Annotated in this window: 20 protein-coding genes and 3 tRNA genes; 6 read left to right on the top strand and 17 right to left on the bottom strand. The window is 67.0% G+C overall.

The genetic code is table 11. From position 1 onward, the window contains the following. Positions 1 to 68 precede the first annotated feature (68 nt). The 11 genes from EJO71_RS13205 to trpE all read right to left on the bottom strand — a co-directional run bounded on the left by EJO71_RS13205 (position 69) and on the right by trpE (position 7,421). Positions 69 to 143, bottom strand: a tRNA-Thr gene (locus tag EJO71_RS13205). A gap of 41 nt (positions 144 to 184) precedes the next feature. Further along, a tRNA-Gly gene (locus tag EJO71_RS13200) sits at positions 185 to 258 on the bottom strand. A gap of 64 nt (positions 259 to 322) precedes the next feature. After that, positions 323 to 408, bottom strand: a tRNA-Tyr gene (locus EJO71_RS13195). A 109-nt stretch (positions 409 to 517) separates the two neighbouring features. Continuing rightward, positions 518 to 1,225 carry a uracil-DNA glycosylase gene (locus EJO71_RS13190; RefSeq protein WP_125949146.1) on the bottom strand — a complete coding sequence of 236 codons (708 nt, stop codon included), beginning with the start codon at positions 1,223 to 1,225 and terminating at the stop codon, positions 518 to 520. Beyond that, positions 1,222 to 2,022, bottom strand: a complete 801-nt coding sequence (trpC, locus tag EJO71_RS13185) for an indole-3-glycerol phosphate synthase TrpC (RefSeq protein WP_125949145.1) — start codon at positions 2,020 to 2,022, stop codon at positions 1,222 to 1,224. Before trpC ends, EJO71_RS13190 begins: the two co-directional genes overlap by 4 nt. Before the next feature lie 29 nt (positions 2,023 to 2,051). Beyond that, positions 2,052 to 3,074 carry an anthranilate phosphoribosyltransferase gene (gene trpD / locus EJO71_RS13180; RefSeq protein WP_125949144.1) on the bottom strand — a complete coding sequence of 341 codons (1,023 nt, stop codon included), beginning with the start codon at positions 3,072 to 3,074 and terminating at the stop codon, positions 2,052 to 2,054. A 21-nt stretch (positions 3,075 to 3,095) separates the two neighbouring features. Next, positions 3,096 to 3,755 (bottom strand): LysE family translocator, encoded by a 660-nt coding sequence (locus EJO71_RS13175; protein ID WP_125949143.1) that lies wholly within the window; start codon positions 3,753 to 3,755, stop codon positions 3,096 to 3,098. Between the two features lie 16 nt (positions 3,756 to 3,771). Then, on the bottom strand, positions 3,772 to 4,830 hold the full coding sequence (ltaE, locus tag EJO71_RS13170) for a low-specificity L-threonine aldolase (RefSeq protein ID WP_125949142.1): 1,059 nt from the start codon (positions 4,828 to 4,830) through the stop codon (positions 3,772 to 3,774). A gap of 118 nt (positions 4,831 to 4,948) precedes the next feature. Then, positions 4,949 to 5,533 carry an aminodeoxychorismate/anthranilate synthase component II gene (locus tag EJO71_RS13165; protein ID WP_125949141.1) on the bottom strand — a complete coding sequence of 195 codons (585 nt, stop codon included), beginning with the start codon at positions 5,531 to 5,533 and terminating at the stop codon, positions 4,949 to 4,951. After that, positions 5,530 to 5,922, bottom strand: coding sequence for a GxxExxY protein (locus EJO71_RS13160; protein ID WP_116267004.1), 393 nt, complete (start codon positions 5,920 to 5,922; stop codon positions 5,530 to 5,532). The genes EJO71_RS13165 and EJO71_RS13160 overlap by 4 nt, the downstream gene beginning before the upstream one ends. Further along, entirely contained in the window at positions 5,919 to 7,421 is a 1,503-nt protein-coding gene (gene trpE / locus EJO71_RS13155; protein WP_125949140.1) for an anthranilate synthase component I, read from the bottom strand. Before trpE ends, EJO71_RS13160 begins: the two co-directional genes overlap by 4 nt. Positions 7,422 to 7,770: 349 nt before the next feature. Here trpE and EJO71_RS13150 point away from each other — a divergent pair, with 349 nt between their 5' ends. Next, the gene (locus EJO71_RS13150) at positions 7,771 to 8,376 is read left to right on the top strand and encodes a chalcone isomerase family protein (RefSeq protein ID WP_125949139.1); all 606 of its coding nucleotides are present in this window, start codon (positions 7,771 to 7,773) and stop codon (positions 8,374 to 8,376) included. 3 nt (positions 8,377 to 8,379) lie between these two features. Here EJO71_RS13150 and EJO71_RS13145 read toward each other — a convergent pair whose 3' ends face one another. Then, complete coding sequence (locus EJO71_RS13145; protein ID WP_125949138.1) at positions 8,380 to 9,081, bottom strand: phosphoglycolate phosphatase; 702 nt, start codon at positions 9,079 to 9,081, stop codon at positions 8,380 to 8,382. 98 nt (positions 9,082 to 9,179) lie between these two features. Beyond that, positions 9,180 to 10,160 (bottom strand): LysR family transcriptional regulator, encoded by a 981-nt coding sequence (locus tag EJO71_RS13140; protein WP_125949137.1) that lies wholly within the window; start codon positions 10,158 to 10,160, stop codon positions 9,180 to 9,182. Between the two features lie 126 nt (positions 10,161 to 10,286). On the opposite strand from EJO71_RS13140, the gene EJO71_RS13135 reads away from it, so the two are divergent. The 5 genes from EJO71_RS13135 (at position 10,287) to EJO71_RS13115 (ending at position 15,982) form a co-directional block, all read left to right on the top strand. Beyond that, on the top strand, positions 10,287 to 11,138 hold the full coding sequence (locus EJO71_RS13135; protein WP_125949136.1) for an aldo/keto reductase: 852 nt from the start codon (positions 10,287 to 10,289) through the stop codon (positions 11,136 to 11,138). A 9-nt stretch (positions 11,139 to 11,147) separates the two neighbouring features. Next, complete coding sequence (locus EJO71_RS13130; protein WP_125949135.1) at positions 11,148 to 12,581, top strand: MFS transporter; 1,434 nt, start codon at positions 11,148 to 11,150, stop codon at positions 12,579 to 12,581. Beyond that, a complete protein-coding gene (locus EJO71_RS13125; protein ID WP_164546818.1) occupies positions 12,578 to 13,768 on the top strand; it encodes a carboxymuconolactone decarboxylase family protein in 1,191 nt (396 codons plus the stop codon). Before EJO71_RS13130 ends, EJO71_RS13125 begins: the two co-directional genes overlap by 4 nt. After that, a complete protein-coding gene (locus EJO71_RS13120; protein ID WP_171022443.1) occupies positions 13,765 to 14,826 on the top strand; it encodes an alpha/beta fold hydrolase in 1,062 nt (353 codons plus the stop codon). Before EJO71_RS13125 ends, EJO71_RS13120 begins: the two co-directional genes overlap by 4 nt. Positions 14,827 to 14,971: 145 nt before the next feature. Beyond that, entirely contained in the window at positions 14,972 to 15,982 is a 1,011-nt protein-coding gene (locus EJO71_RS13115; protein WP_206169016.1) for an alpha/beta hydrolase, read from the top strand. Positions 15,983 to 16,002: 20 nt separating this feature from the next. Here the strand turns inward: EJO71_RS13115 and EJO71_RS13110 are convergent, their stop codons facing one another. The 4 genes from EJO71_RS13110 to EJO71_RS13095 are packed head-to-tail and all read right to left on the bottom strand — an operon-like array spanning position 16,003 to position 20,606. Continuing rightward, positions 16,003 to 17,481 (bottom strand): NAD-dependent succinate-semialdehyde dehydrogenase, encoded by a 1,479-nt coding sequence (locus EJO71_RS13110; RefSeq protein WP_125949133.1) that lies wholly within the window; start codon positions 17,479 to 17,481, stop codon positions 16,003 to 16,005. A gap of 37 nt (positions 17,482 to 17,518) precedes the next feature. After that, positions 17,519 to 18,472 carry an agmatinase gene (gene speB / locus EJO71_RS13105; protein ID WP_125949132.1) on the bottom strand — a complete coding sequence of 318 codons (954 nt, stop codon included), beginning with the start codon at positions 18,470 to 18,472 and terminating at the stop codon, positions 17,519 to 17,521. Positions 18,473 to 18,485: 13 nt separating this feature from the next. Continuing rightward, positions 18,486 to 19,304 (bottom strand): ABC transporter permease, encoded by an 819-nt coding sequence (locus EJO71_RS13100; RefSeq protein ID WP_125949131.1) that lies wholly within the window; start codon positions 19,302 to 19,304, stop codon positions 18,486 to 18,488. 45 nt (positions 19,305 to 19,349) lie between these two features. Then, positions 19,350 to 20,606, bottom strand: a complete 1,257-nt coding sequence (locus EJO71_RS13095; RefSeq protein ID WP_125949130.1) for an ABC transporter permease — start codon at positions 20,604 to 20,606, stop codon at positions 19,350 to 19,352. Positions 20,607 to 20,619 lie beyond the last annotated feature (13 nt).

Raw genomic sequence — 20,619 nt, 5'->3', positions numbered from 1 at the left:
GACTCCGAAAAAAACGTTTCCAACGTATGCAGATGGGTTGCAATGCTGCCGTTGCAACCCCCAAAAACTGGTGCCCTTTGCGGGAATCGGACCCGCGACCTCTCCCTTACCAAGGGAGTGCTCTACCACTGAGCCAAAAGGGCTTTGTCTAACCAAATCGCTTTCCGGCGCCGAACCGGGTCTCTGGAGCGGGAGACGGGAATCGAACCCGCGTCATCAGCTTGGAAGGCTGGGGTTCTACCATTGAACTACTCCCGCATCGGGGGCACTCAAGGCACCCAAAGCGCGAAATCCAATCGCTCTTAGAAACCAAATTCATCGCTGGTGGAGAGGGCTGGATTCGAACCAGCGTACTCGTAAGAGGGCAGATTTACAGTCTGCTGCCATTAACCACTCGGCCACCTCTCCGGCGAACCTCGAAATATAGCACGGTTTTGTGACTACTCGGAAATCCAAGCATCACCGAAGATGCCAGGGAACCGCTCGAGGCGTTAGCCCACGATTATCGCCTAAGTTTTCACCCCTCCGACCGCTGCGCTTCCCGCCAGGCACGTGCTTCGCCGAAATGCCCGCAGCCGATGAACGGAACGGGCGGCCGCTGCGCCGAGAGAGGCGACGGATGATTCGACATCAGCACCTTATGGCGCTTAACGTCGATCAACGCCCGCTTACTTTGAGCGTGCGAGCCCCACAACATAAAAACAACAGGTTTGACACCATCTGAAACACGCCGAATGACGGCATCCGTCAGCACCTCCCAGCCACGGCCAGCATGGCTGGCCGGCTGCGCTTCCTCGACCGTCAGGCAGGTGTTGAGCAGCAGCACGCCGTGGGTCGCCCACTTGACCAGACTGCCGCCCGGATTGGGGAACGGCGGCGGCGCGGTGCCGAGATCGCGCTGCAGCTCCTTGAAGATGTTGCGCAGCGACGGCGGCAGCGCCACGCCGGGCGCCACGGAAAACGCCAGCCCCTCGGCCTGCCCGCGTCCGTGATACGGGTCCTGGCCCAGGATCACCACGCGCACATCCTCTGGCGGCGTGAGTTCCAGCGCCCGCAGCGGCTGCGGCGGAAAGATCACGGCGCCCGCGTCGAGCCGTTCGCGCAGGAAACCTTGCAGCTTCTGCCCCACGGCGCCGCCGAAAAACTCGTCGACCAGCGGCTGCCAGCCCGGCGACACCGGCCAGTCGGCAGGATCGCTGCTCGACAGCTGATCGGGCCGGCTCATTTGAACAACGCAGCGAGGGCCTCGCCGGGTTCCTTGGCACGCATGAACGCCTCGCCGACCAGGAATGCATTGACGCCGGCCGCGCGCAGCGTGGCGACGTCCTCGCGCGTCGCGATGCCCGACTCGGTCACCGGCAAGCGATCGGCGGGCAGCTTCGGCAGCAGATCGATGGTCGCCTGGATCGACACCTCGAAATTGCGCAGGTTGCGGTTGTTGACCCCGATCAGCGCCGTCTTCAGCTTGAGCGCACGATCGAGCTCGGCCGCATCGTGCACCTCCACCAGCACGGCCATGCCCAGCCCGCGCGCGATGGCCTCGTAATCCTTCATCTGCGCATCGTCGAGGCAGGCGGCGATCAGCAGGATCGCATCGGCACCCATCGCGCGCGACTCGTACACCTGGTAGGCATCGACGATGAAATCCTTGCGCAGCACCGGCAGGTCGCAAGAGGCGCGTGCCTGCTTGAGATAGTCCACGCCGCCCTGGAAGAACTGCTTGTCGGTCAGCACAGAAAGGCAGGCCGCGCTGATCTCGCCATCGCCCTCGGCGTAGCTCTGGGCGATGTCGGCCGGAATGAAGTCCGCGCGCAGCACGCCCTTGCTTGGACTGGCCTTCTTGACTTCGGCGATCACCGCGGCGTGCCCGGCTGCGATCTTGGCGCGCAGTGCGCCTTCGAAGTCGCGCGTCAGCACGCGGCTCTCCGCGTCGAATCGCACGGCTTCGAGCGGCGCGCGCTTCAGTGCCGCAGCCACTTCCTGGTGCTTGACGGCAACGATCTTGTCGAGGATGTCGGACATGACTTCTGGGGTTCCTGTTCTCTTGAAACTCAGACGGTCGCGGATGCCTTGACCAGCTCGGCCAGCTTGGCCTTCGCTGCGCCCGACGCGATGGCGGCGCGGGAACGCTCGACGCCCGCCTGCACCGAATCGACCACGTTCGCCGCGTACAGCGCCGCGCCGGCATTGAGCAGCACGATGTCGAGCGCTGGGCCGGCCTGATTGTCGAGCACGCCGAGCAGCATCGCCTTCGACTGCTCGGGCGTCTCCACGCGCAGCGCGCGGTTGCTCGACATCTGGAAGCCGAAGTCCTCGGGGTGCAGTTCGTATTCGCGGATCTCGCCGTCCTTCAGTTCGCCCACCATGGTGGCGGCGCCGAGCGAGATCTCGTCCATGCCGTCGCGCCCGTAGACCACCACCGCGTGCTCGGCCCCGAGCCGTTGCAGCGCGCGTACCTGGATGCCCACGAGGTCGGGGTGGAACACGCCCATCAGGATGTTCGGCGCGCCGGCCGGATTGGTCAGCGGCCCGAGGATGTTGAAGATGGTCTTGATGCCGAGTTCCTTGCGCACCGGCGCGACGTTCTTCATCGCCGGGTGGTGGTTCGGCGCGAACATGAAGCCGATGCCGCATTCCTCGATGGAGCGCGCGATCTGCTCGGGCTTGAGGTTGATGTTCACGCCCAGCGACTCCAGCACGTCGGCGCTGCCCGACTTGCTCGACACGCTGCGCCCGCCGTGCTTGCTCACCTTGGCGCCCGCCGCGGCCGCCACGAACATCGAGCAGGTCGAGATGTTGAAGGTGTGCGAGCCGTCGCCGCCGGTGCCGACGATGTCCACGAGGTGCGTCGTGTCAGCGACGGGCACCTTGGTCGACACCTCACGCATCACCTGCGCGGCGGCGGTGATCTCGCCGATGGTTTCCTTCTTCACTCGCAGGCCGGTGATCAGCGCGGCCATCATCACGGGCGAGCACTCGCCGCTCATGATGAGGCGCACGATGTGCAGCATCTCGTCGTGGAAGACTTCGCGGTGCTCGATGGTGCGCTGCAGCGCTTCCTGGGGGGTGATCATGGAAAGTCTCCTCGGGGTGAATCAGCGGCCGACGCGAACGGCGGGCGCATCGGTGAACGCGAGCTTGAGGCCGAAGCCGATGAACAGCACGCCGGCTGCGCGGTCGAGCCAGTGCATGCCCTTCTGCACGGCGCTGCGGCGGGCCATCCACCCAGCGGCGACGGCCCAGCCGACATTCACCGGAATGGCGTTGATGTTGAACAGCACGCCCAGCAGCACGAAGTAAAGCGCCGTGTTGCCGGCGCCGGGCGCGATGAATTGCGGCACGAAGGCCAGGAAGAAAAGCGCGACCTTGGGGTTGAGCACATTGGTCCAGAAGCCGCCGAGGAAGATCGCCTTCAGGCTGCGCTCCCCACCTGCCGCGGCTTCGGCCCGCAAGTCAGTTGGCGGCTTTGCACGCGACAGCACCATGCGCACGCCGAGGTACAGCAGGTACGCCGCGCCGATGTACTTGAGCACGGTGAAGGCCGTGGCCGACGTCGCCATCAGGGTACCCACGCCCACGGCGGCGGCGAAGATGTGAACGAAGCAGCCCGTCGTGATGCCGAGCCCCGCCATGATGCCGGCCCGCACGCCGGAGCGCAGCGAGTTGGTCACGACGTACAGCACGTCGGGTCCCGGTGTCAGGTTGAGCAGCCAGCCGGCGGCGATGAAGGCGAGCAGATGAGGAAGATCAGGCATCACGCTCCCCCAGGGCTCAGGCGTTGAAGAATCCGCGGATCGCGGTGACCGCGCGGTCGACGCCTGCGGCATCGACATCCAGGTGCGTCACGAAGCGCAGCCGGTAGAGCCCCGTCGCCAGAATGCCCTGCCGGTTGAGGCTCGCGAGCAGTTCCGCGGACCGCGCCTGCGCGGCACCGGTGAGGTCGACGAACACGATGTTCGTGTGCGGCGCCTCGACCTTCAGCCCCTCGATGCCTTCGAGCCCCTGCGCGAGCCGCTGCGCCAGCGCGTGGTCGTCGGCAAGGCGGTCGACATGGTGATCGAGCGCATGCGAAGCCGCAGCGGCCAGCAGGCCGGCCTGCCGCATGCCGCCGCCCGCCATCTTGCGGATGCGGTGCGCGCGGGCGATGAACTCGCGTGAGCCGACCAGCGCAGAGCCGATGGGTGCGCCCAGCCCCTTGCTGAAGCAGACCGACACGCTGTCGAAGCACTGCGCGATGCGGCGCGCTTCCGCGCGGATGTCGCTGCGCTTGTTCAGTGCCGCCTGCGCCGTCGCGGCATTGAAGAGCCGCGCGCCGTCGAGGTGCCGCTGCAGCCCCTTGCTCTTCGCCAGCTCGGTCGCGGCCTGCACGTACTCGAAGGGCAGCAGCTTGCCGCCCAGCGTGTTCTCCAGCGCCAGCAGCCGCGTGCGCGCGAAGTGCGCGTCGTCGGGCTTGATGGCCGCTTCGATCTGCGCCAGCGGCAGCGTGCCATCGGGTGCATGGTCCAACGGCTGCGGCTGCACGCTGCCGAAGACCGCCGCGCCACCGCCTTCCCAGCGGTAGCAGTGCGCCTGCTGGCCGACGATGTACTCGTCGCCCCGGCCGCAGTGCGACAGGATCGCGCACAGGTTGCTCTGCGTGCCGGTGGGCACAAAAAGCGCCGCCTCGAAGCCCAGCATGGCGGCGATCTTTTCCTGCAGCGCGTTCACGCTCGGATCGGTGCCGAAGACGTCGTCGCCAAGAGGCGCCGCCATCATGGCCTCGCGCATCGCGGGCGTGGGTTGCGTGACGGTGTCGCTGCGCAGGTCGACGAGGGAATCAGAGGTGGGCATGTCTTTGGGTCCTTAGTGGGAATACCGCGGAACCGGCTTTGCCGGGCCGCCGGTATTGCCCCCGGCGAGGGGGTTGGCGAAGCGACACGAAGTGCGCGAAGCCTGGGGGAGAGCCATGCTAGTCCAGAAAGTTTTTCAGCATGGCGTGGCCGTGCTCGGTGAGGATCGATTCGGGATGGAACTGCACGCCTTCGATGCGCACATCGTGCGCGAATCCGGTGTGCCGCACCCCCATGATCTCGCCGTCGTCGGTCCAGGCAGTGACAGCCAGGGCCTTCGGGCAGCTCTCGCGCTCGATGGAAAGCGAGTGGTAGCGGTTGACGATGAACTTCTCGGGCAGCCCCGCGAACACGCCCTCGCGCGTGGTCGTGATCTCGCTGGTCTTGCCGTGCATGAGCTGCTGCGCGCGCACGATCTTGCCACCGAAGGCCGCGCCGATGGCCTGGTGGCCGAGGCACACGCCCAGGATAGGCAGCTTGCCCGCAAAGGCCTCGATGGCCGCCACCGACACGCCCGCCTCCGCCGGCGAACACGGCCCGGGCGACACCACCAGCCGCGTCACGCCCGAAGCGATCAGCTCGCCGATCTGCTCCAAGGTGATCTCGTCGTTGCGGTGCACCTGCACGTCCGCACCCAGCTCGCCGAAGTACTGGACGATGTTGTAGGTGAAGGAATCGTAGTTGTCGATCATCAGCAGTTTCATGGCTTGCTCACAATCCGGTGCACGCCCTTGACGACGGGGAACACGTTGAAGTTGATCAGAAGGCCCAGCTTGAGGCCCGAGAGACGCAGCGCGGCCAGCACCTGCGCGCGATGAAGGTCGGTCAGCACGTCGGCCGCCCTGAGTTCGACGATGACCGACTGCTCGACCACGAAGCCCGCACGGTACACCTCGCCGAGCGAGCGGCCCTTGTAGCTGGCCGACAGCGCCACGTCGCGCGCGAAGCCGATCTCGCGCTCGGCGAGTTCGATGGCCAGCGCCGCGGCGTAGGCTCCTTCGTCGAGCCCCGTGCCGAGCACGCGCTGCACCTCGACGGCCGCGCCGATGATCTCGTGCGAGAAGTCGTTCTGGATGTCTGGCGCGGCGCTCATTCCAGCCCCTCCTCGACCAGCTCGGCCGCACGCAGCAGCGCACGCGCCTTGGCTTCTGTTTCCTTCCACTCCAGCTCGGGCACCGAGTCGGCCACCACGCCGGCCGCGGCCTGCACGTGCAGCATCTGGTCCTTCACGATGCCGGTGCGGATCGCGATGGCCACGTCCATGTCGCCCGCATAGCTGATGTAGCCGCACGCACCGCCATACAGGCCGCGCTTGGTGGGCTCCAGCTGGTCGATGAGCTCCATCGCGTGCACCTTCGGCGCGCCGGTCAGCGTGCCGGCCGGGAAGGTGGCCTTGAGCACATCGATGGCGGTCATGCCGTCCTTCAGCGTGCCCTCGACGTTGCTCACGATGTGCATCACGTGGCTGTAGCGCTCCACCGCGAAGGCTTCGGTCACTTTCACGGTGCCGGTCTTGGCGATGCGGCCGATGTCGTTGCGCGCAAGGTCGATCAGCATCACGTGCTCGGCGCGCTCCTTCGGGTCGTTGATGAGTTCCACCTCGGCCGCCTTGTCGAGCTCGATCGACGCGCCGCGCGGACGCGTGCCGGCCAGCGGGCGGATGGTGATCTTCTGCTCGCCCTCGCCCGTGTTCTCCTGGCGCACCAGGATCTCGGGCGAAGCGCCCACCACATGGAAGTCGCCCAGGTTGTAGTAGTACATGTAGGGCGATGGGTTGAGCGAACGCAGCGCGCGGTACAGCGACAGCGGCGACTCGGTGTAGCGCTTGCTGATGCGCTGGCCCACCTGCACCTGCATGAAGTCGCCGGCGGCGATCATTTCCTTGGCGCGCTCCACCGCCGCGAGGTAGTCGGCTTTGGCAAAGCTGCGCTCGGGCGGATGCGGCTGCGTGGGCTTCACGACGGGTGCGCTCACCGAGTACTTGAGCTTTTCCTTCAGCTCCCGCAGGCGGCGCTTGCCCGTCGCGTAGGCCTCGGGCTGCTTCGGATCGGCGTAGACGATGAGATACAGCTTGCCCGACAGGTTGTCGATGACAGCCAGTTCCTCGCACTGCAGCAGCAGGATGTCGGGGCAGCCCAGCGCGTCGGGCGGGCAGGTCTTCTCGAGCTTGCGCTCGATGTGGCGCACGGTGTCGTAGCCGAAGTAGCCCGCAAGGCCGCCGCAGAAGCGCGGCAGGCCCGGCCGCAGCGCGACCTTGAATCGCTTCTGGTACTCGGCCACGAAGTCGAGCGGATTGCCTCTGGCGGTCTCGACCACCTGCCCGTCGGTCACCACTTCGGTGACGGCCTCGGCGCCGAAGCCGCTGGCGCGCAGCAGCGTGCGCGCCGGCAGTCCGATGAAGCTGTAGCGCCCGAAGCGCTCGCCACCCACGACCGATTCGAGCAAGAAGCTGTGCTTGCCACCGCCCTGCGAATGGGCCAGCTTGAGATAGAGGGAAAGAGGCGTCTCGAGGTCGGCAAAGGCCTCGGCCATCAGCGGGATGCGGTTGTAGCCCTGGGCGCTGAGGCTCTTGAATTCAAGTTCGGTGATCACGGATACGTTCTCCAGTTGCCTGCGGCGCTCCTTCGGCCGGCGGCAAGGTCATTCACGGGTGGCCCGGTGTCGGCGTGCATGCCGGTCCGGAACCGCGGGCGCACGGCGTGCGCCGCGCAATCAAACAGTCAGCGAAGTATGGCTACGCCAGGGCCAGGCTCCCCGGCTGCCTTCACCTGTTTGAATGATGTGATGAACGAACATATGAGGCGCCGAGTTTAGCCCACGAAAACGCCGAAGCGTGCAATCGGCCGCATCCACGCTCGCCTTCAGGGTTCCCCCGAGGCCGTGGACATAAAACAAAAAGATACATTCGCACGACCGTTCGCAAAATTCCAAGGAGACTGCGTTGACCGCCCTTTCGCTCCCGACCGTGCTCTTCTCCCGCCTCGCACTGGCCGCCTGCCTGGCCGCCACCGCCCTCGGCGCCTCGGCCGCGCAGGTCGACGTGGCCGGCGTCAAGCTCGAAGACCAGATGGACCTGCGCGGCAGCCCCCTGGTGCTCAACGGCGCGGGCGTGCGCTACAAGGCCATCTTCAAGGTCTACACGGCTGGCCTGTACGTGGGCAAGAAGGTCTCGACCGCCGAAGAGGCGCTGGCCGCGCCGGGCCCCAAGCGCGTGGCCATCACCATGCTGCGCGACATCGACGCGAACGAGCTCGGCAAGCTCTTCACCAAGGGCGTGGAAGACAACTCGCCCAAGAGCGAAATGGTCAACCTCATCCCCGGCCTGCTGCGCATGGGCCAGATGTTCGCCGACCAGAAGCAGCTGAAGACCGGCGACACCTTCACCATCGACTGGCTGCCCGGCACCGGCACGGTGATCACGGTGCGCGGCGTGCCGCAGCCCGATCCGGTGAAGGAGCCGGCTTTCTTCAACGCGCTGCTGCGCATCTGGCTGGGGCCGAACCCGGCCGACTGGAAGCTGAAGGACGCGCTGCTCGGCAAGCAGTAGCGGCTACCGCCCGGTGACGGGCACCAGCTCCGCCAGCGAATCGACGAAACCATCGGCATCGACGCCGCGCACCGGCTCGCCGTGGTTGTAGCCGTAGGTCACGAGCACGACGGGGCATCCGGCGGCGCGCGCGGCACGCGCGTCGTTGCTCGAGTCGCCGATCATCAGCGTGCGCGAAGGCGCGGTGCCCAGCGCTTCGCAGGTCTTCAGCAGCGGCAGCGGATCGGGCTTCTTGCGCTCGAAGGCATCGCCGCCGAACACCAGCTCGAAGAAGCCGTCGAGCCCCTTGTCGACCAGCAACGGCTTTGCGAACGAAGTCGGCTTGTTGGTGAGGCAGGCCAGCCGCAGGCCGCTCGCGCGCAGCGCCTTCAGCCCGTCGATGACACCGGCGTACACCGCCGAGTGCCGTCCGTTGATGGCCAGGTAGTGGTGCTGGTAGCGCTCCCACGCGCGACCGAACAGGGCGCGCGCCTTCGCATCGGCATCGGCTGGCGGCAGCACATGCACGAGCGCGGAATGGATCAGGTGCTCCGAGCCCTTGCCCACCATCGTCTCGATGGCGGCGGGCGCCACGTGCGGCAGCGAGAGGTCGTCGAGCATGCGGTTCAGCGAAGCGGCGAAGTCGCCGAGCGTGTCGACCATGGTGCCGTCGAGGTCGACGATGGCGGCGTCGAAGTTGGTGTGATCGAAGCTGATGGGGTTCAAGACAGGCAAACAGGGTTGCGAAAACTGCCCTTCACTTTACAGGGCACCAGGAAGCGGAGCCTTGTCCGAAGCGGAAGTGCCGCACATCGGCTCGAAGTTCATCGAAGGCCCGCATTCGTCTTGCCGGCGCGCCCTCGCCGCCGGCCGGCCTGCAGCTCCCTCTCGGTGAGCACGTATTCCGAGCTGTCGCCGAGTCGCCGAACCGCCAGATCGATGAACGCGCGTGCGCGCATCGGCTGCGAAGACCTGCTGCCGAAGTAGACGAAGTAGTTGGCGTAGTTGGGCATGTGGTCGACGAGGATGGGGACCAGCTGGCCCGACCGGATATAGGGCGCCGCCGTCACACCTGCGAGCTGGCCCAGCACCTTGCCCGCCAGCACGGCTTGCAGCTCGAACAACTCGTCGTTGCTACAGATCGCCGGCACGACGGGCTGGTCGGCAGGCTGGTCGCCGATCCTCACGCGCCATGGAAGAACCCTCCCCGTGCTCGGATGCCGATAGGCGCTGCAGCGATGCGAGGCAAGGTCGGCCAGGGAGTCCGGCACGCCGTGCTGCTTGAAGTACGAAGGTGCGCCGCAGATCGGCAGCTGCACGGGAAACAGCCGTCGCGCGATCACCCCTTCATGCGGTGACGGCCCGAGGCGAAAACCGACGTCGACGCGGTCCTCCACCCAGTTGCCGATACGGTCATCCAGCAGCACGTCGGGCTGTATTCCAGGATGCAGGTCGCAGAACTCCTCGACCAGGCGCCAGAGAATCGGCTGGAACGTCGTGCGCGGCCCGGTGATCCGGAGGGGGCCGGCAAACTCGCCCTTCGCCGACCTGGCCGTCTGCAGCGCTCGCTGCATCCCCAGCACCGAAGGCTGCACGTCTTCGAACAGCCGTTGCCCCGCATCGGTCAGCGACATCACGCGTGTCGTGCGATGGAACAGGCGCGCATCCAGGTGCGCCTCCAGCTGGGCCAGCGCCTTGCTCGCCGCCTGGGGGCTGATGCCCAGCTCGAGCGCCGCCTTGCGCAGGCTGCCCAGCTCCGCTGCCTTGATGAAGGTCGTGATGGACCGGAGTTCGTTGATCGCCATGAAGGGGCTCCTCTTCAAATGGATTGTCATCATCCGGATGCCAATAAATCAACCCGAATATCACTATTCAGATGCCAGTGCCGTGCCTAAAGTTCGACCCCAACGAACCATCGAAGGCAGCAACCCATGCAACACGTCACCCTGAACAACGGCCTCCGGATGCCCGTGGTCGGCTACGGCGTCTTCCAGATTGCGGACGCCGACGAATGCCAGCGCAGCGTCGTCGACGCCATCGAAGCCGGCTACCGGCTGATCGACACCGCCGCCTCCTACATGAACGAAGAGGCGGTCGGCAAGGGCCTGCGGTCCAGCGGCATCGCGCGCGACCAGCTCTTCGTGACCAGCAAGCTCTGGGTCCAGGAGACCGGCTACGAGCGCACCCGGCTGGCCATCGAGAAGTCCCTGCGCCGGCTGCAGCTCGACTACCTGGACCTCTACCTGATCCACCAGCCCTTCGGCGACGTCCACGGCTCGTGGCGCGCCATGGAGGACGCATACCGCGCCGGCAAGCTGCGCGCCATCGGCGTCAGCAACTTCCACCCGGACCGCCTGATGGACATCAAGGGGTTCAACGAGATTGCGCCGGCGGTCAACCAGGTCGAAGTGAACCCCTTCCAGCAGCAGCTGGAGAGCATCCCCTTCATGAACGACATGGGTGTCCAGGCCGAGGCCTGGGCTCCGTTCGCGGAAGGGCGCAATGGCCTCTTCCAGAACGAGGTGTTGCTGGCCATCGCCGAGCGGTACGGCAAGTCCGTCGGGCAGGTCGTGCTGCGTTGGCTGGTGCAGAGAGGCGTTGTCGCCCTGGCGAAGTCGGTGCGCAAGGAGCGCATGGCCGAGAACATCGCCATCTTCGACTTCGCGCTCGACGACACGGACATGGCTCGCATTGCGGCGCTCGACACCAACACGAGCAGCTTCTTCTCGCACCGCGATCCGGCCATCGTCAAGTGGATGTCCGAGCGCAAGCTGGACATCTGAGCAAAGGCCATGAACGTCGCCGACACGCCTCTGCAGAGCCGGAAGGCTGGCACCGTGCTGGCCATCATCGTGGCCAGCTACCTGATGATCGTGGTGGACATCTCCATCGTCATCACGGGCCTGCCCCGCATCCAGGCAAGCCTCGGTTTCAGCGCCGCGCAGCTTTCGTGGGTGACCAATTCCTACACCCTGGCCTTCGGCGGCCTGCTGCTGCTGGGGGCACGCGCGGGCGACATCATGGGCCGCCGGCGCATGTTCGTCGCCGGGCTCTCCTTGTTCACGCTGGCGTCGCTGGCGATCGGCGTTGCCCCGTCGGCAACCTGGCTGCTCACGGCCCGTGCCATCCAGGGCGCCGGCGCCGCCATCCTGGCCCCTTCGACCCTGGCCCTGCTGTCGACGCACTTCGCGGAAGGCCCGGCGCGCAACCGGGCCCTGTCCATGTACGCCGCGGCGGCCGGTGTGGGCGCCACGCTGGGGCTGGTGCTGGGTGGCCTGTTCGCAGACCTGGTTTCGTGGCGCGCCGGCTTCTTCATCAACCTGCCCATCGGCCTGCTGCTGATCGTCGCGGCCCGCCGGCGCATCCCGGAGACGCCGAGGCATGCAGGCCGTTTCGACCTGGGCGGAGCGGCCAGCTCCACCCTGGGAATGACGGCACTGGTCTACGGGCTGGTGCGCGCAGCCGACGCTGGCTGGGCCGATACCCGGGCGCAGGCCGCGCTGGTCGGCGGGGTCCTGATGGTTGCCGCATTCGTGTGGATCGAACGCCGCGTCCGCCAGCCGATCCTGCCGCTGCGCCTGCTGGCAAGCCGCACCCGCGCGGGCGCCTATCTCGCTCGCATGCTCTTCCTTGGCGGTGCCGTCGGCTTCTGGTTCTTCTCCACGCAGTTCCTGCAGGGCGTGCTGCATCTGCGGCCTCTGCAGGCGGGCCTCGCGTTCCTGCCTGTCACGCTGCCCAATTTCGCTTCGGCCATGGCCGTCCCCAGGCTGGCTCGGCGTTTCGGCAACGAAAGGCTGCTTCTCGTGGGCTTGCTGCTGGCTGCCCTTGGCCTGCTGTGGCTGGGGCTGGCCGATGCCGACTCGAGCTACTGGACGCACGTTGCGCCACCCATGCTCCTCATCGGCCTGGGCCAGGGCCTGCTGCTGGGGCCGCTGACCGCTGCGGGTGTGGCGGGTGTCGCTCCCGAAGATGCCGGTGCGGCATCGGGCATGGTCAACGTCGCGCATCAACTGGGCGGGGCCCTGGGGCTGGGCTTGCTGGTGCTCGTCTTTGCCAGCGCGGCGCCCTCCGCCGCACAAGACGGTGCTGCTGCTCTTGCTCACCGGATTTCAGCGGTCATGAACGCAGGCGCCCTGCTGCTTGGCCTGGCGCTGCTCGTGTCCTGGGTCTTCATCGTCTTGCCGCGCCGCGGCGCTCAACAGAAGCCACAGGAGGCAATCTCGTGAAGTCACTGCTTTGCATGGCCATCAGCGGCGCTGCAGCAGCCGCCGGAGCGCAGTCTCCTGGCAATGCCGCTACTGCCGTGCCGCCAGTCGTGGAAGTGCGCACCGCGTCGTCCTCGCCAGTCGCCACTGGCGCAAGGGAGAACTTCACCGGCATCGCGCGCATCAGCTCTCCGTTCCAGGCGCTGCCGCCCGGAAGAGCCGGCGGCGCAACGGTGAGCTTCGAGGCTGGAGCCCGTACGGCGTGGCACACCCACCCGCTGGGACAGACGCTGATCGTCACGGCCGGGCTGGGCATGGTGCAGCAGCAGGGGCAAGCCGCCCGGGCCATCCGTCCCGGCGACGTCGTCACCATTCCCGCCAATGTGCGGCACTGGCACGGCGCCGGCCCCGACGGCCCGATGACCCACGTCGCCATCGCGGAGAAGGAAGACGGCATCTCGGTGGCCTGGCAAGACAAGGTCACCGATCAGGACTACCGGGCCGCCTTGGCCAGTGTTGGTCCCGGAGCCCCGGCGGCAGCACGTGCATATCCCAGGTCCGAAACGCTGTCCGCCAGGCAGCGTGCTCTTCCGCTGATCGCTGCCTTCACCGCGACCAGCGACATGCCCAGGCTCAACGCTGCGTTGAACCGGGGCCTGGATGCGGGCTTGACCATCAGCGAGGCCAAGGAAGTCCTGGTGCAGCTGTATGCCTACGCGGGTTTTCCCAGAAGCCTCAACGCGCTTGGCGAACTGCTGAAAGTCGTGGAGGCACGCAGGCAGCGCGGCATCCAGGACGCGCAGGGCCGGGACGCCGGCATGACGGTTGCCACAGGCAACGAATTGATCATGGCGGGACGGGCGAACCAGACCGAGATTTCCGGCGGGCCGGTTCAGGGCGCCGTGTTCGAGTTCGCGCCCGTCATCAACCAGTTCCTGCAGGCTCATTTGTTCGGCGACATCTTCGAGCGCGACAACCTCGACTGGCAGAGCCGCGAACTGGCCACCGTCGGCGCGCTCGCTGCAACCCCGGGCGCGGAGGCTCAGTTGCGCTCCCACATGCGGGCCAGCCTGCGCGTGGGCTTGAGCGCCGCGCAGTTGCGGCAGCTGGTACAGGCACTGGCCGACGGGGTCGGCCCCGAAGTCGCCAGTCGCGCGAGCGAGGCGCTTGCGCAGGCTCTTGCCGCCGCATCGAAGGATCGGACATGAGCGTCACCCGAGCCCTGTTGACCGCGAGCATCGCCATGGCGAGCCTGCTGACGGGCTGCAGCGCTCCCGGTCCCTTGATGATCCAGGCCCAGGGCAGCTTCGCGGTCGGCGGCACGGTACTGAAGACCCCGGGCGACTACGAGAACAACAAGCCGACCGCCGCGGGCCAGAGCTTCCACGGCGATCATCTCTACGCCTTCTATCAGGTCCCGCAGAACCCGAAGGCATTGCCCATCGTGATGCTGCACGGCGCTTTCCAGTCGGCACGCAGTTGGGAGACCACGCCGGACGGTCGGGAGGGTTTCCAGACCTTGTTCCTGCGCCGCGGTTTCCCGGTCTATCTGGTCGACCAGCCGCGGCGCGGACGAGCCGGCAACAGCACCGTAGCGACAACGACCGGGCCGACGCCCAACGATCAGCTCTTCTTCGACCAGTTCCGCATCGGCAAGTGGCCAGGCTACTTCGACAACGTTCAGTTCGACCGCAGGCCGGACACCCTGAACCAGTTCTTCCGCTCGGTCACGCCCAACACCGGACCGTACGACGCCGCCGTGATTTCCGACGCCATGTCGGCGCTGTTCGCCAGGACCGGCCCGGCGATCCTGTTCACCCACTCCCAAGGTGGCGGGCCGGGCTGGCTGACGGCGATCAAGAACCCCGACGTCAAGGCCATCGTCGCGTTCGAGCCCGGCAGCGGCTTCATCTTTCCGCAGGGCGAATTGCCGCCGGCAATGCCCAGTGCTGCCGGCACGCTGGTGCCCGAGGCGGTGTCGCCCGCGGAGTTCCAGAGGCTCACCCGCATTCCCATCGTCATCTACTACGGCGACAACTTCCCACTGGAGCCGACCCCGGAGCGCGGCCAGGACAACTGGCGCGTGCGGCTGGCCATGGCCCGGCTCTGGGTGGACGCCATCAACAGGCACGGCGGCGATGCCCGCCTGGTGCATCTCCCGGAGATCGGAATTCGAGGCAACACGCACTTCCTGATGTCCGACCTGAACAACGTCCAGATTGCCGACCTCGTGTCGAGGTTTCTGGCCGTGAAGAAGCTCGATTGACCCCTCTTGCCCGGCCGCGCGGTGCGGCGGGGCCACACGAAGAACTGGAGTTTGAATGAACCACGAAGCCGTCGACGAGAAGAGACGCGAGTTCCTCGGAACCTCTGCGCTCGTTCTCTCATTCGCAACCGCTGGAGTATCCGCAATGACCATGCCCTCCCCTGCAATCGCTGCCGACTACAGGAAGAATCCCTTCACGCTGGTGTATGACGGGGCCATCACGGCCAACGAACCCGGCAAGGTCAACATCCACCCGGTGAAGTACAAGCTCAACGGCCTGGACATCGTCGCCAACGTCTACACGCCAGCGAACTTCGATCCCAAGAAGAAGTACGCCGCGGTCGTCGTCGCGCACCCGAACGGCGGCGTGAAGGAGCAGACAGCCGGCCTGTATGCGCAACGGCTGGCGGAGTCGGGCTACGTCACGATCGCCGCCGATGCCGCATACCAGGGCGGAAGCGGCGGGCAGCCGCGTTCGGTGGACAAGCCGGCGAACCGCATCGAGGACATCCATGGCATGGCGGACTTCATCACCGCCTATCCGAGCGTCGATGCCGGGCGCCTCGGCCTGCTGGGCATCTGCGGCGGTGGCGGCTATTCGCTGTCAGCGGCAAAGACCGACAAGCGCTTCAAGTCGGTGGCGACGCTCAGCATGTTCAATTCGGGCCGCGTCCGTCGCAACGGCTTCGCCGATTCGCAACTCGCCACGGTCCAGCAACGCCTCGCACAGGCTTCCGACGCGCGCGCCCGGCAAATGGCCGGGGGGAAACCTCCCTACTCGGGCGACGCGGACATGACCGACGCCCAGATCGCCGCACTGCCCTTCGAGATGTACCGGCAGGGCTACGAGTACTACTGGAGGACGCACGCCCACCCCGGCTCCACCTTCAGGTACACCACGAGCAGCCTGCTGGACCTGATGCGTTGGGACGCTACCGACCAGATCGGGCTGATCGAGCAGCCGCTGCTGATGATTGCCGGCAGCAAGGCCGACAGCCTCTACATGACCGAGGAAGCGTTTGCGAAAGCGACGGGTGCGAAGAGCAAGGAGCTGTTCAAGATCGAAGGCGCCACGCACATCGAAACCTATTGGGTTCCCAGGTACGTGGACGCCGTGATTGGCAAGCTGACCCCGTTCTACGCCGGGAACCTCTGACCGGAAGCGCCGAGTCCGCTCTATTTCCGGATGTCGCCCAGGCAGAGGTACTTGATCTCCACGTAGTCGTCCATGCCGTGGTGCGAGCCTTCGCGCCCCAGGCCCGACTGCTTCACGCCGCCGAAGGGCACGTGCTCGGTGGCGATCACGCCGGCGTTGATGCCGACCATGCCGTATTCCAGCGCCTCCGCCACGCGGAAGATCCGGCCGACATCGCGGGTGTAGAAGTAGCTCGCCAGGCCGAACTCGGTGTTGTTGGCCGCGTCGATGCCGTCCTGCTCGGACTTGAAGCGGAACACGGGCGCGAAGGGGCCGAAGGTTTCCTCCCGCGCGCACAGCATGTCGGGCGTGGCCTCGGCGATGACGGTCGGCTCGAAGAACTGGCCCTGCAGCCTGTGGCCGCCCGCCAGCACCTTGCCGCCCTTGGCGACGGCGTCGTCGACGTGGCGCTGCACCTTGTCGAGGGCCGCGTCCTCGATCAGCGGGCCCTGCACCACGCCGTCGTCGAAGCCGTTGCCGACCTTGAGCGCCCTGACCCTGGCGGCGAACTTCTCGACGAAGGTGTCATAGATGCCTTCCTGCACATACAGCCGGTTCGCGCACACGCAGGTCTGGCCGGCGTTGCGGTACTTGCTCGCGATGGCGCCCTCGACCGCCGAATCCACATCCGCGTCGTCGAACACCAGGAAAGGCGCGTTGCCGCCCAGCTCCAGCGACAGCTTCTTGACCGTCGGCGCGCACTGGCTCATGAGGATGCGCCCCACCTCGGTGGAGCCGGTGAAGCTCAGGTGGCGCACGACGTCGCTTTCGCACAGCTCCTTGCCGATCGCGATGCTGTTCTGGCTGTCGGCCGTGAGCACGTTGAGCACGCCCGCCGGAATGCCGGCGCGCACGGCCAGTTCGGCGGCGGCGAGCGCGGTCAGCGGCGTGAGCTCGGCCGGCTTGATGACCACCGTGCAACCCGCGGCCAGCGCCGGCGCCACCTTGCGGGTGATCATCGCCAGCGGGAAATTCCACGGCGTGATCGCCGCGCACACGCCGATGGGCTGCTTCAGCACCAGCAGGCGGCGGTTGTTGTCGAACTGCGGCAGCACCTCGCCGTTCACGCGCTTGGCTTCTTCGGCAAACCACTCGATGAAACTCGCGCCGTAGGCGACCTCGCCCTTGGCCTCGGCGAAGGGCTTGCCCTGCTCGGCGGTCATCAGGCGGCCGAGGTCTTCGGTGTTGGCGACCATCAGGTCGAACCACTTGCGCAGCACGATGCTGCGCTCCTTGCCGGTCTTGCCGCGCCAGGCTGCGAGCGCCTTGTCTGCAGCGGCAATGGCGTGCGCAGCGTCCGCGCGCGCGAGGTTGGCGACGTCGACCAGCTTGCGGCCGGTGGCCGGGTCGTTCACGTCGAAGCGGCTGGCGCCGGCGATCCATTCGCCGGCGATCAGCGCATCGGTCTTGAGCAGGGTCGGGTCGTTCAGCAGTGCGAGGGGAGATGTCTTCGTATCCATGGTGTCGTGTTGTCTCGAAAGAAATAGGTAGCCGGTGTCAGCGGAAAGGCACGCCGGGAAGCACGCAGAGCATTTCGTAGAGCAGGTTGGCTCCGAGCAGCGCGGTGTTCCCGCTCGTGTCGTAGGGCGGGCTGACCTCCACCAGGTCGGCGCCCACCACGTTCAGGCCGCGGCAGCCGCGCACGATCTCCAGCGCCTGCGGCACGGTGAGCCCGCCGATCTCGGGGGTGCCTGTGCCGCCGGCGAACGAAGGATCGATGCCGTCGATGTCGAAGCTGATGTAGACCGGGTGCGTCGGACCGATGCGCTCGCGCACCTGCGCCATCAGCGGCGCGAGCGACTGGTACCAGACCTCGTGCGCCTGCACCACGGTGAAGCCCTGCGCGCGCGGCCAGTCGAAATCGTCCGCCGCATAGCCGGTGCCGCGCAAGCCGATCTGCCAGACCTTGTCGCAGGCCAGCAGCCCTTCTTCGACGGCGCGCCGGAACGGCGTGCCATGGGCGATGCGCTCGCCGAACATGTCGTCGTTCACGTCGGCATGCGCATCGACGTGCACCAGCGCGACCGGACCATGCCTGCGAGCCACCGCGCGCAGGATCGGCAGCGCGATGGTGTGGTCGCCGCCGAGCGTGAGCGGCGCGCAGCCGGCGGCCAGCACCGTGTCGTAGAAGGCCGAGATGATGTCCAGCGACTTGTCGAGCGAATAGGTGTTGATCGGCACGTCGCCAAGGTCGGCCACGTTCAGCCTGTCGAAGGGCGCCGCTCCGGTGGCCATGTTGTAGGGCCGCAGCAATGCCGATTCGGCGCGGATCTGGCGCGGCCCGAAGCGCGCGCCCGGCCGGTTGGAAGTGCCGATGTCCAGCGGCACGCCGATGAACGCGGCGTCCAGTCCTTCGGGCGAAGTCGCGGAAGGCAGCCGCATCATCGTGCCGGGGCCGGCGAAGCGCGGCATGGTGTTGCCGCCGAGCGGCTGGTTCGGAGTGGTGGGCATCGTGTGTGTGTATTCAGCGCCGCCGCCCGCGCAGCCATTCGAGCGCAAGCAGCAGCGTGGTGGTGAAGATGATCAGCAGCGTCGCCACGGCCGCGATGGTGGGCGAGATGTTCTCGCGGATGCCGGTGAACATCTGACGCGGCAGCGTGACCTGGTCCGGCCCCGCGAGGAACAGCGTGACCACCACCTCGTCGAACGAAGTGGCGAAGGCGAACAGCGCGCCCGAGATCACGCCCGGCGCGATCACCGGCAGCGTGACGCGCATGAAGGTCCTGAACGGCGTCTCGCCCAGGCTCAGCGACGCGCGCACCAGGTTCTGGTTGAAGCCGGCCAGCGTGGCGAGCACCGTGGTCAGCACGAAGGGCGCGCCCAGCGCCGCATGCACCACGATCAGCCCGAAGTAGGTGTCGGCCAGCCCGATGGGCGCGAAGTAGAGGTACGTGGCAACGCCCACCACCACGATCGGCACCACCATCGGCGAGATCAGCACGCTCATCAGCAGGCCCTTGAAGGCGAAGTTCGTGCGCGACAGCCCCACCGCCGCCAGCGTGCCCAGCACGGTGGCCAGCACCGTGGCGGCCGGTGCGACGATGAAGCTGTTGCGCGCCGCGCGCGCCCACTCGGGCGAGTCGAAGAGATTGCGATACCAGCGCAGCGACCAGCCCGGGATCGGATACGCCAGGAACGAACTGTCGGAGAACGACAGCGGAATCACCACCAGGATCGGCGCCAGCAGAAAGGCCAGCACCGCGACGCAGCCGATGCGCACCAGCCACCATCCGAGCTTGTCGGCGAAGGTGGCGTAGGCCGGGAATTGGGGGAGCTTCAGCATGCTTGTTTGCCTGTGTGTCTTTTTTTGTGCAGCTTCTCGTGCCGCTCAGCCGAGGCTCAGCTCGGCCTTGCCGATGCGGCGGTACACGGCATACAGCACCAGCGTGGCGACCAGCAGCACTGTGCCCAGCGCGCATGCCATGCCCCAGTTGATTTCCACGTTCGTGTAGCGCGCGATGTAGTAGCTCAGCATCTGGTCGTCCGCGCCGCCGAGCAGCGCGGGCGTCACGTAGTAGCCGATCGCCAGGATGAAGACCAGCAGCGCGCCGGCCCCGATGCCCGGGTAGGTCTGCGGCACGTACACGCGGAAGAAGGCCGCCAGCGGCGAGCTGCCCAGCGAGACGGCCGCGCGCAGGTAGGTGGGCGGCACGCTCTTCATAACGCTGTAGAGCGGCAGGATCATGAAGGGCAGCAGGATGTGCACCATCGCGATGATCACGCCGGTGCGGTTGAACAGCAGCGCCAGCGGCTGGTCGATCAGGCCGAGGCCCATGAGGCCGCGGTTGACCAGCCCCTCGGACTGCAGCAGCACGATCCATGCGGCCACGCGCACCAGGATGGAAGTCCAGAAGGGCACCAGCACCAGGATCATCAGCACGTTGGCCTTGCGCGCAGGCAGCGTCGACAGCCACCACGCCAGCGGATAGGCCAGCAGCAGGCAGAAGAAGGTGACCACGGCGCTGATCTGGAAAGTGCGCAGCAGGATGCCGGCAAAGGCGCGCTGGTCGGCAGGCATGCGCTCCACCTCGCCGGCCACGTCGCGCCGCAGGTCGACCGAGGCGAGCAGGTAGTCGGGCGTCCAGCGCGAGCCGTTCTTGGCGATGGCCTGCCAGTACGGCGCCTCGCCCCAGCGCGGATCGAGCTCCAGCATGCGCGCCTTGACCTCTTCCGGCGTGCCGGTGATGGGCAGTGCCCTGAAGGCGCCCATCACCAGCGAGCGGGCGCCGGCGATCTCGGTGTTGAGCCGGCGCGCCAGGGCGCCCGCGTCGGAGCTGTCGGGCAGCTGGCCCAGATCGGCCGCGATGGCCGCATAGGCCGCGGGCGCGGGCGCCTCCTTGCGGTTCCAGCCGTCGAGCGCGCGCACGGTGCGCGGCAGCGCGTTGGCCACTTCGGGGTTCTCGACCGCCCGCTGCAGTAGCGCCACGATGGGCACCAGCAGCGTCAGCAGCAGGAACACCAGCAGCGGCGCAGTGAGCGCGAAGGCGCGCCACTTGCGGCGGGCTTCGGCGCGCGCCATCGCACGCCGCAGATCGCCGGGCGGGGCCTGCGTTGGAACCGGGGGGGCAGACGTTGCCGCGTGCATGGCCTCTTTCTTT

The sequence above is a fragment of the Variovorax sp. 679 genome, assembly GCF_003952185.1.
GTDB lineage: Bacteria > Pseudomonadota > Gammaproteobacteria > Burkholderiales > Burkholderiaceae_C > Variovorax.
The sequence above is the reverse complement of the archived record's forward strand: the minus strand, read 5'-3'. Positions and strand labels throughout refer to the sequence as shown.

Bases quoted from the DNA above. Each gene is read 5' to 3' on its own strand.
- EJO71_RS13190 (WP_125949146.1), bottom strand. From the start codon at position 1,225: ATGAGCCGGCCCGATCAGCTGTCGAGCAGCGATCCTGCCGACTGGCCG.
- trpC (WP_125949145.1), bottom strand. From the start codon at position 2,022: ATGTCCGACATCCTCGACAAGATCGTTGCCGTCAAGCACCAGGAAGTG.
- trpD (WP_125949144.1), bottom strand. From the start codon at position 3,074: ATGATCACCCCCCAGGAAGCGCTGCAGCGCACCATCGAGCACCGCGAA.
- EJO71_RS13175 (WP_125949143.1), bottom strand. From the start codon at position 3,755: ATGCCTGATCTTCCTCATCTGCTCGCCTTCATCGCCGCCGGCTGGCTG.
- ltaE (WP_125949142.1), bottom strand. From the start codon at position 4,830: ATGCCCACCTCTGATTCCCTCGTCGACCTGCGCAGCGACACCGTCACG.
- EJO71_RS13165 (WP_125949141.1), bottom strand. From the start codon at position 5,533: ATGAAACTGCTGATGATCGACAACTACGATTCCTTCACCTACAACATC.
- EJO71_RS13160 (WP_116267004.1), bottom strand. From the start codon at position 5,922: ATGAGCGCCGCGCCAGACATCCAGAACGACTTCTCGCACGAGATCATC.
- EJO71_RS13140 (WP_125949137.1), bottom strand. From the start codon at position 10,160: ATGGCGATCAACGAACTCCGGTCCATCACGACCTTCATCAAGGCAGCG.
- EJO71_RS13135 (WP_125949136.1), top strand. From the start codon at position 10,287: ATGCAACACGTCACCCTGAACAACGGCCTCCGGATGCCCGTGGTCGGC.
- EJO71_RS13130 (WP_125949135.1), top strand. From the start codon at position 11,148: ATGAACGTCGCCGACACGCCTCTGCAGAGCCGGAAGGCTGGCACCGTG.
- EJO71_RS13120 (WP_171022443.1), top strand. From the start codon at position 13,765: ATGAGCGTCACCCGAGCCCTGTTGACCGCGAGCATCGCCATGGCGAGC.
- EJO71_RS13115 (WP_206169016.1), top strand. From the start codon at position 14,972: ATGACCATGCCCTCCCCTGCAATCGCTGCCGACTACAGGAAGAATCCC.
- EJO71_RS13110 (WP_125949133.1), bottom strand. From the start codon at position 17,481: ATGGATACGAAGACATCTCCCCTCGCACTGCTGAACGACCCGACCCTG.
- speB (WP_125949132.1), bottom strand. From the start codon at position 18,472: ATGCCCACCACTCCGAACCAGCCGCTCGGCGGCAACACCATGCCGCGC.
- EJO71_RS13100 (WP_125949131.1), bottom strand. From the start codon at position 19,304: ATGCTGAAGCTCCCCCAATTCCCGGCCTACGCCACCTTCGCCGACAAG.
- EJO71_RS13095 (WP_125949130.1), bottom strand. From the start codon at position 20,606: ATGCACGCGGCAACGTCTGCCCCCCCGGTTCCAACGCAGGCCCCGCCC.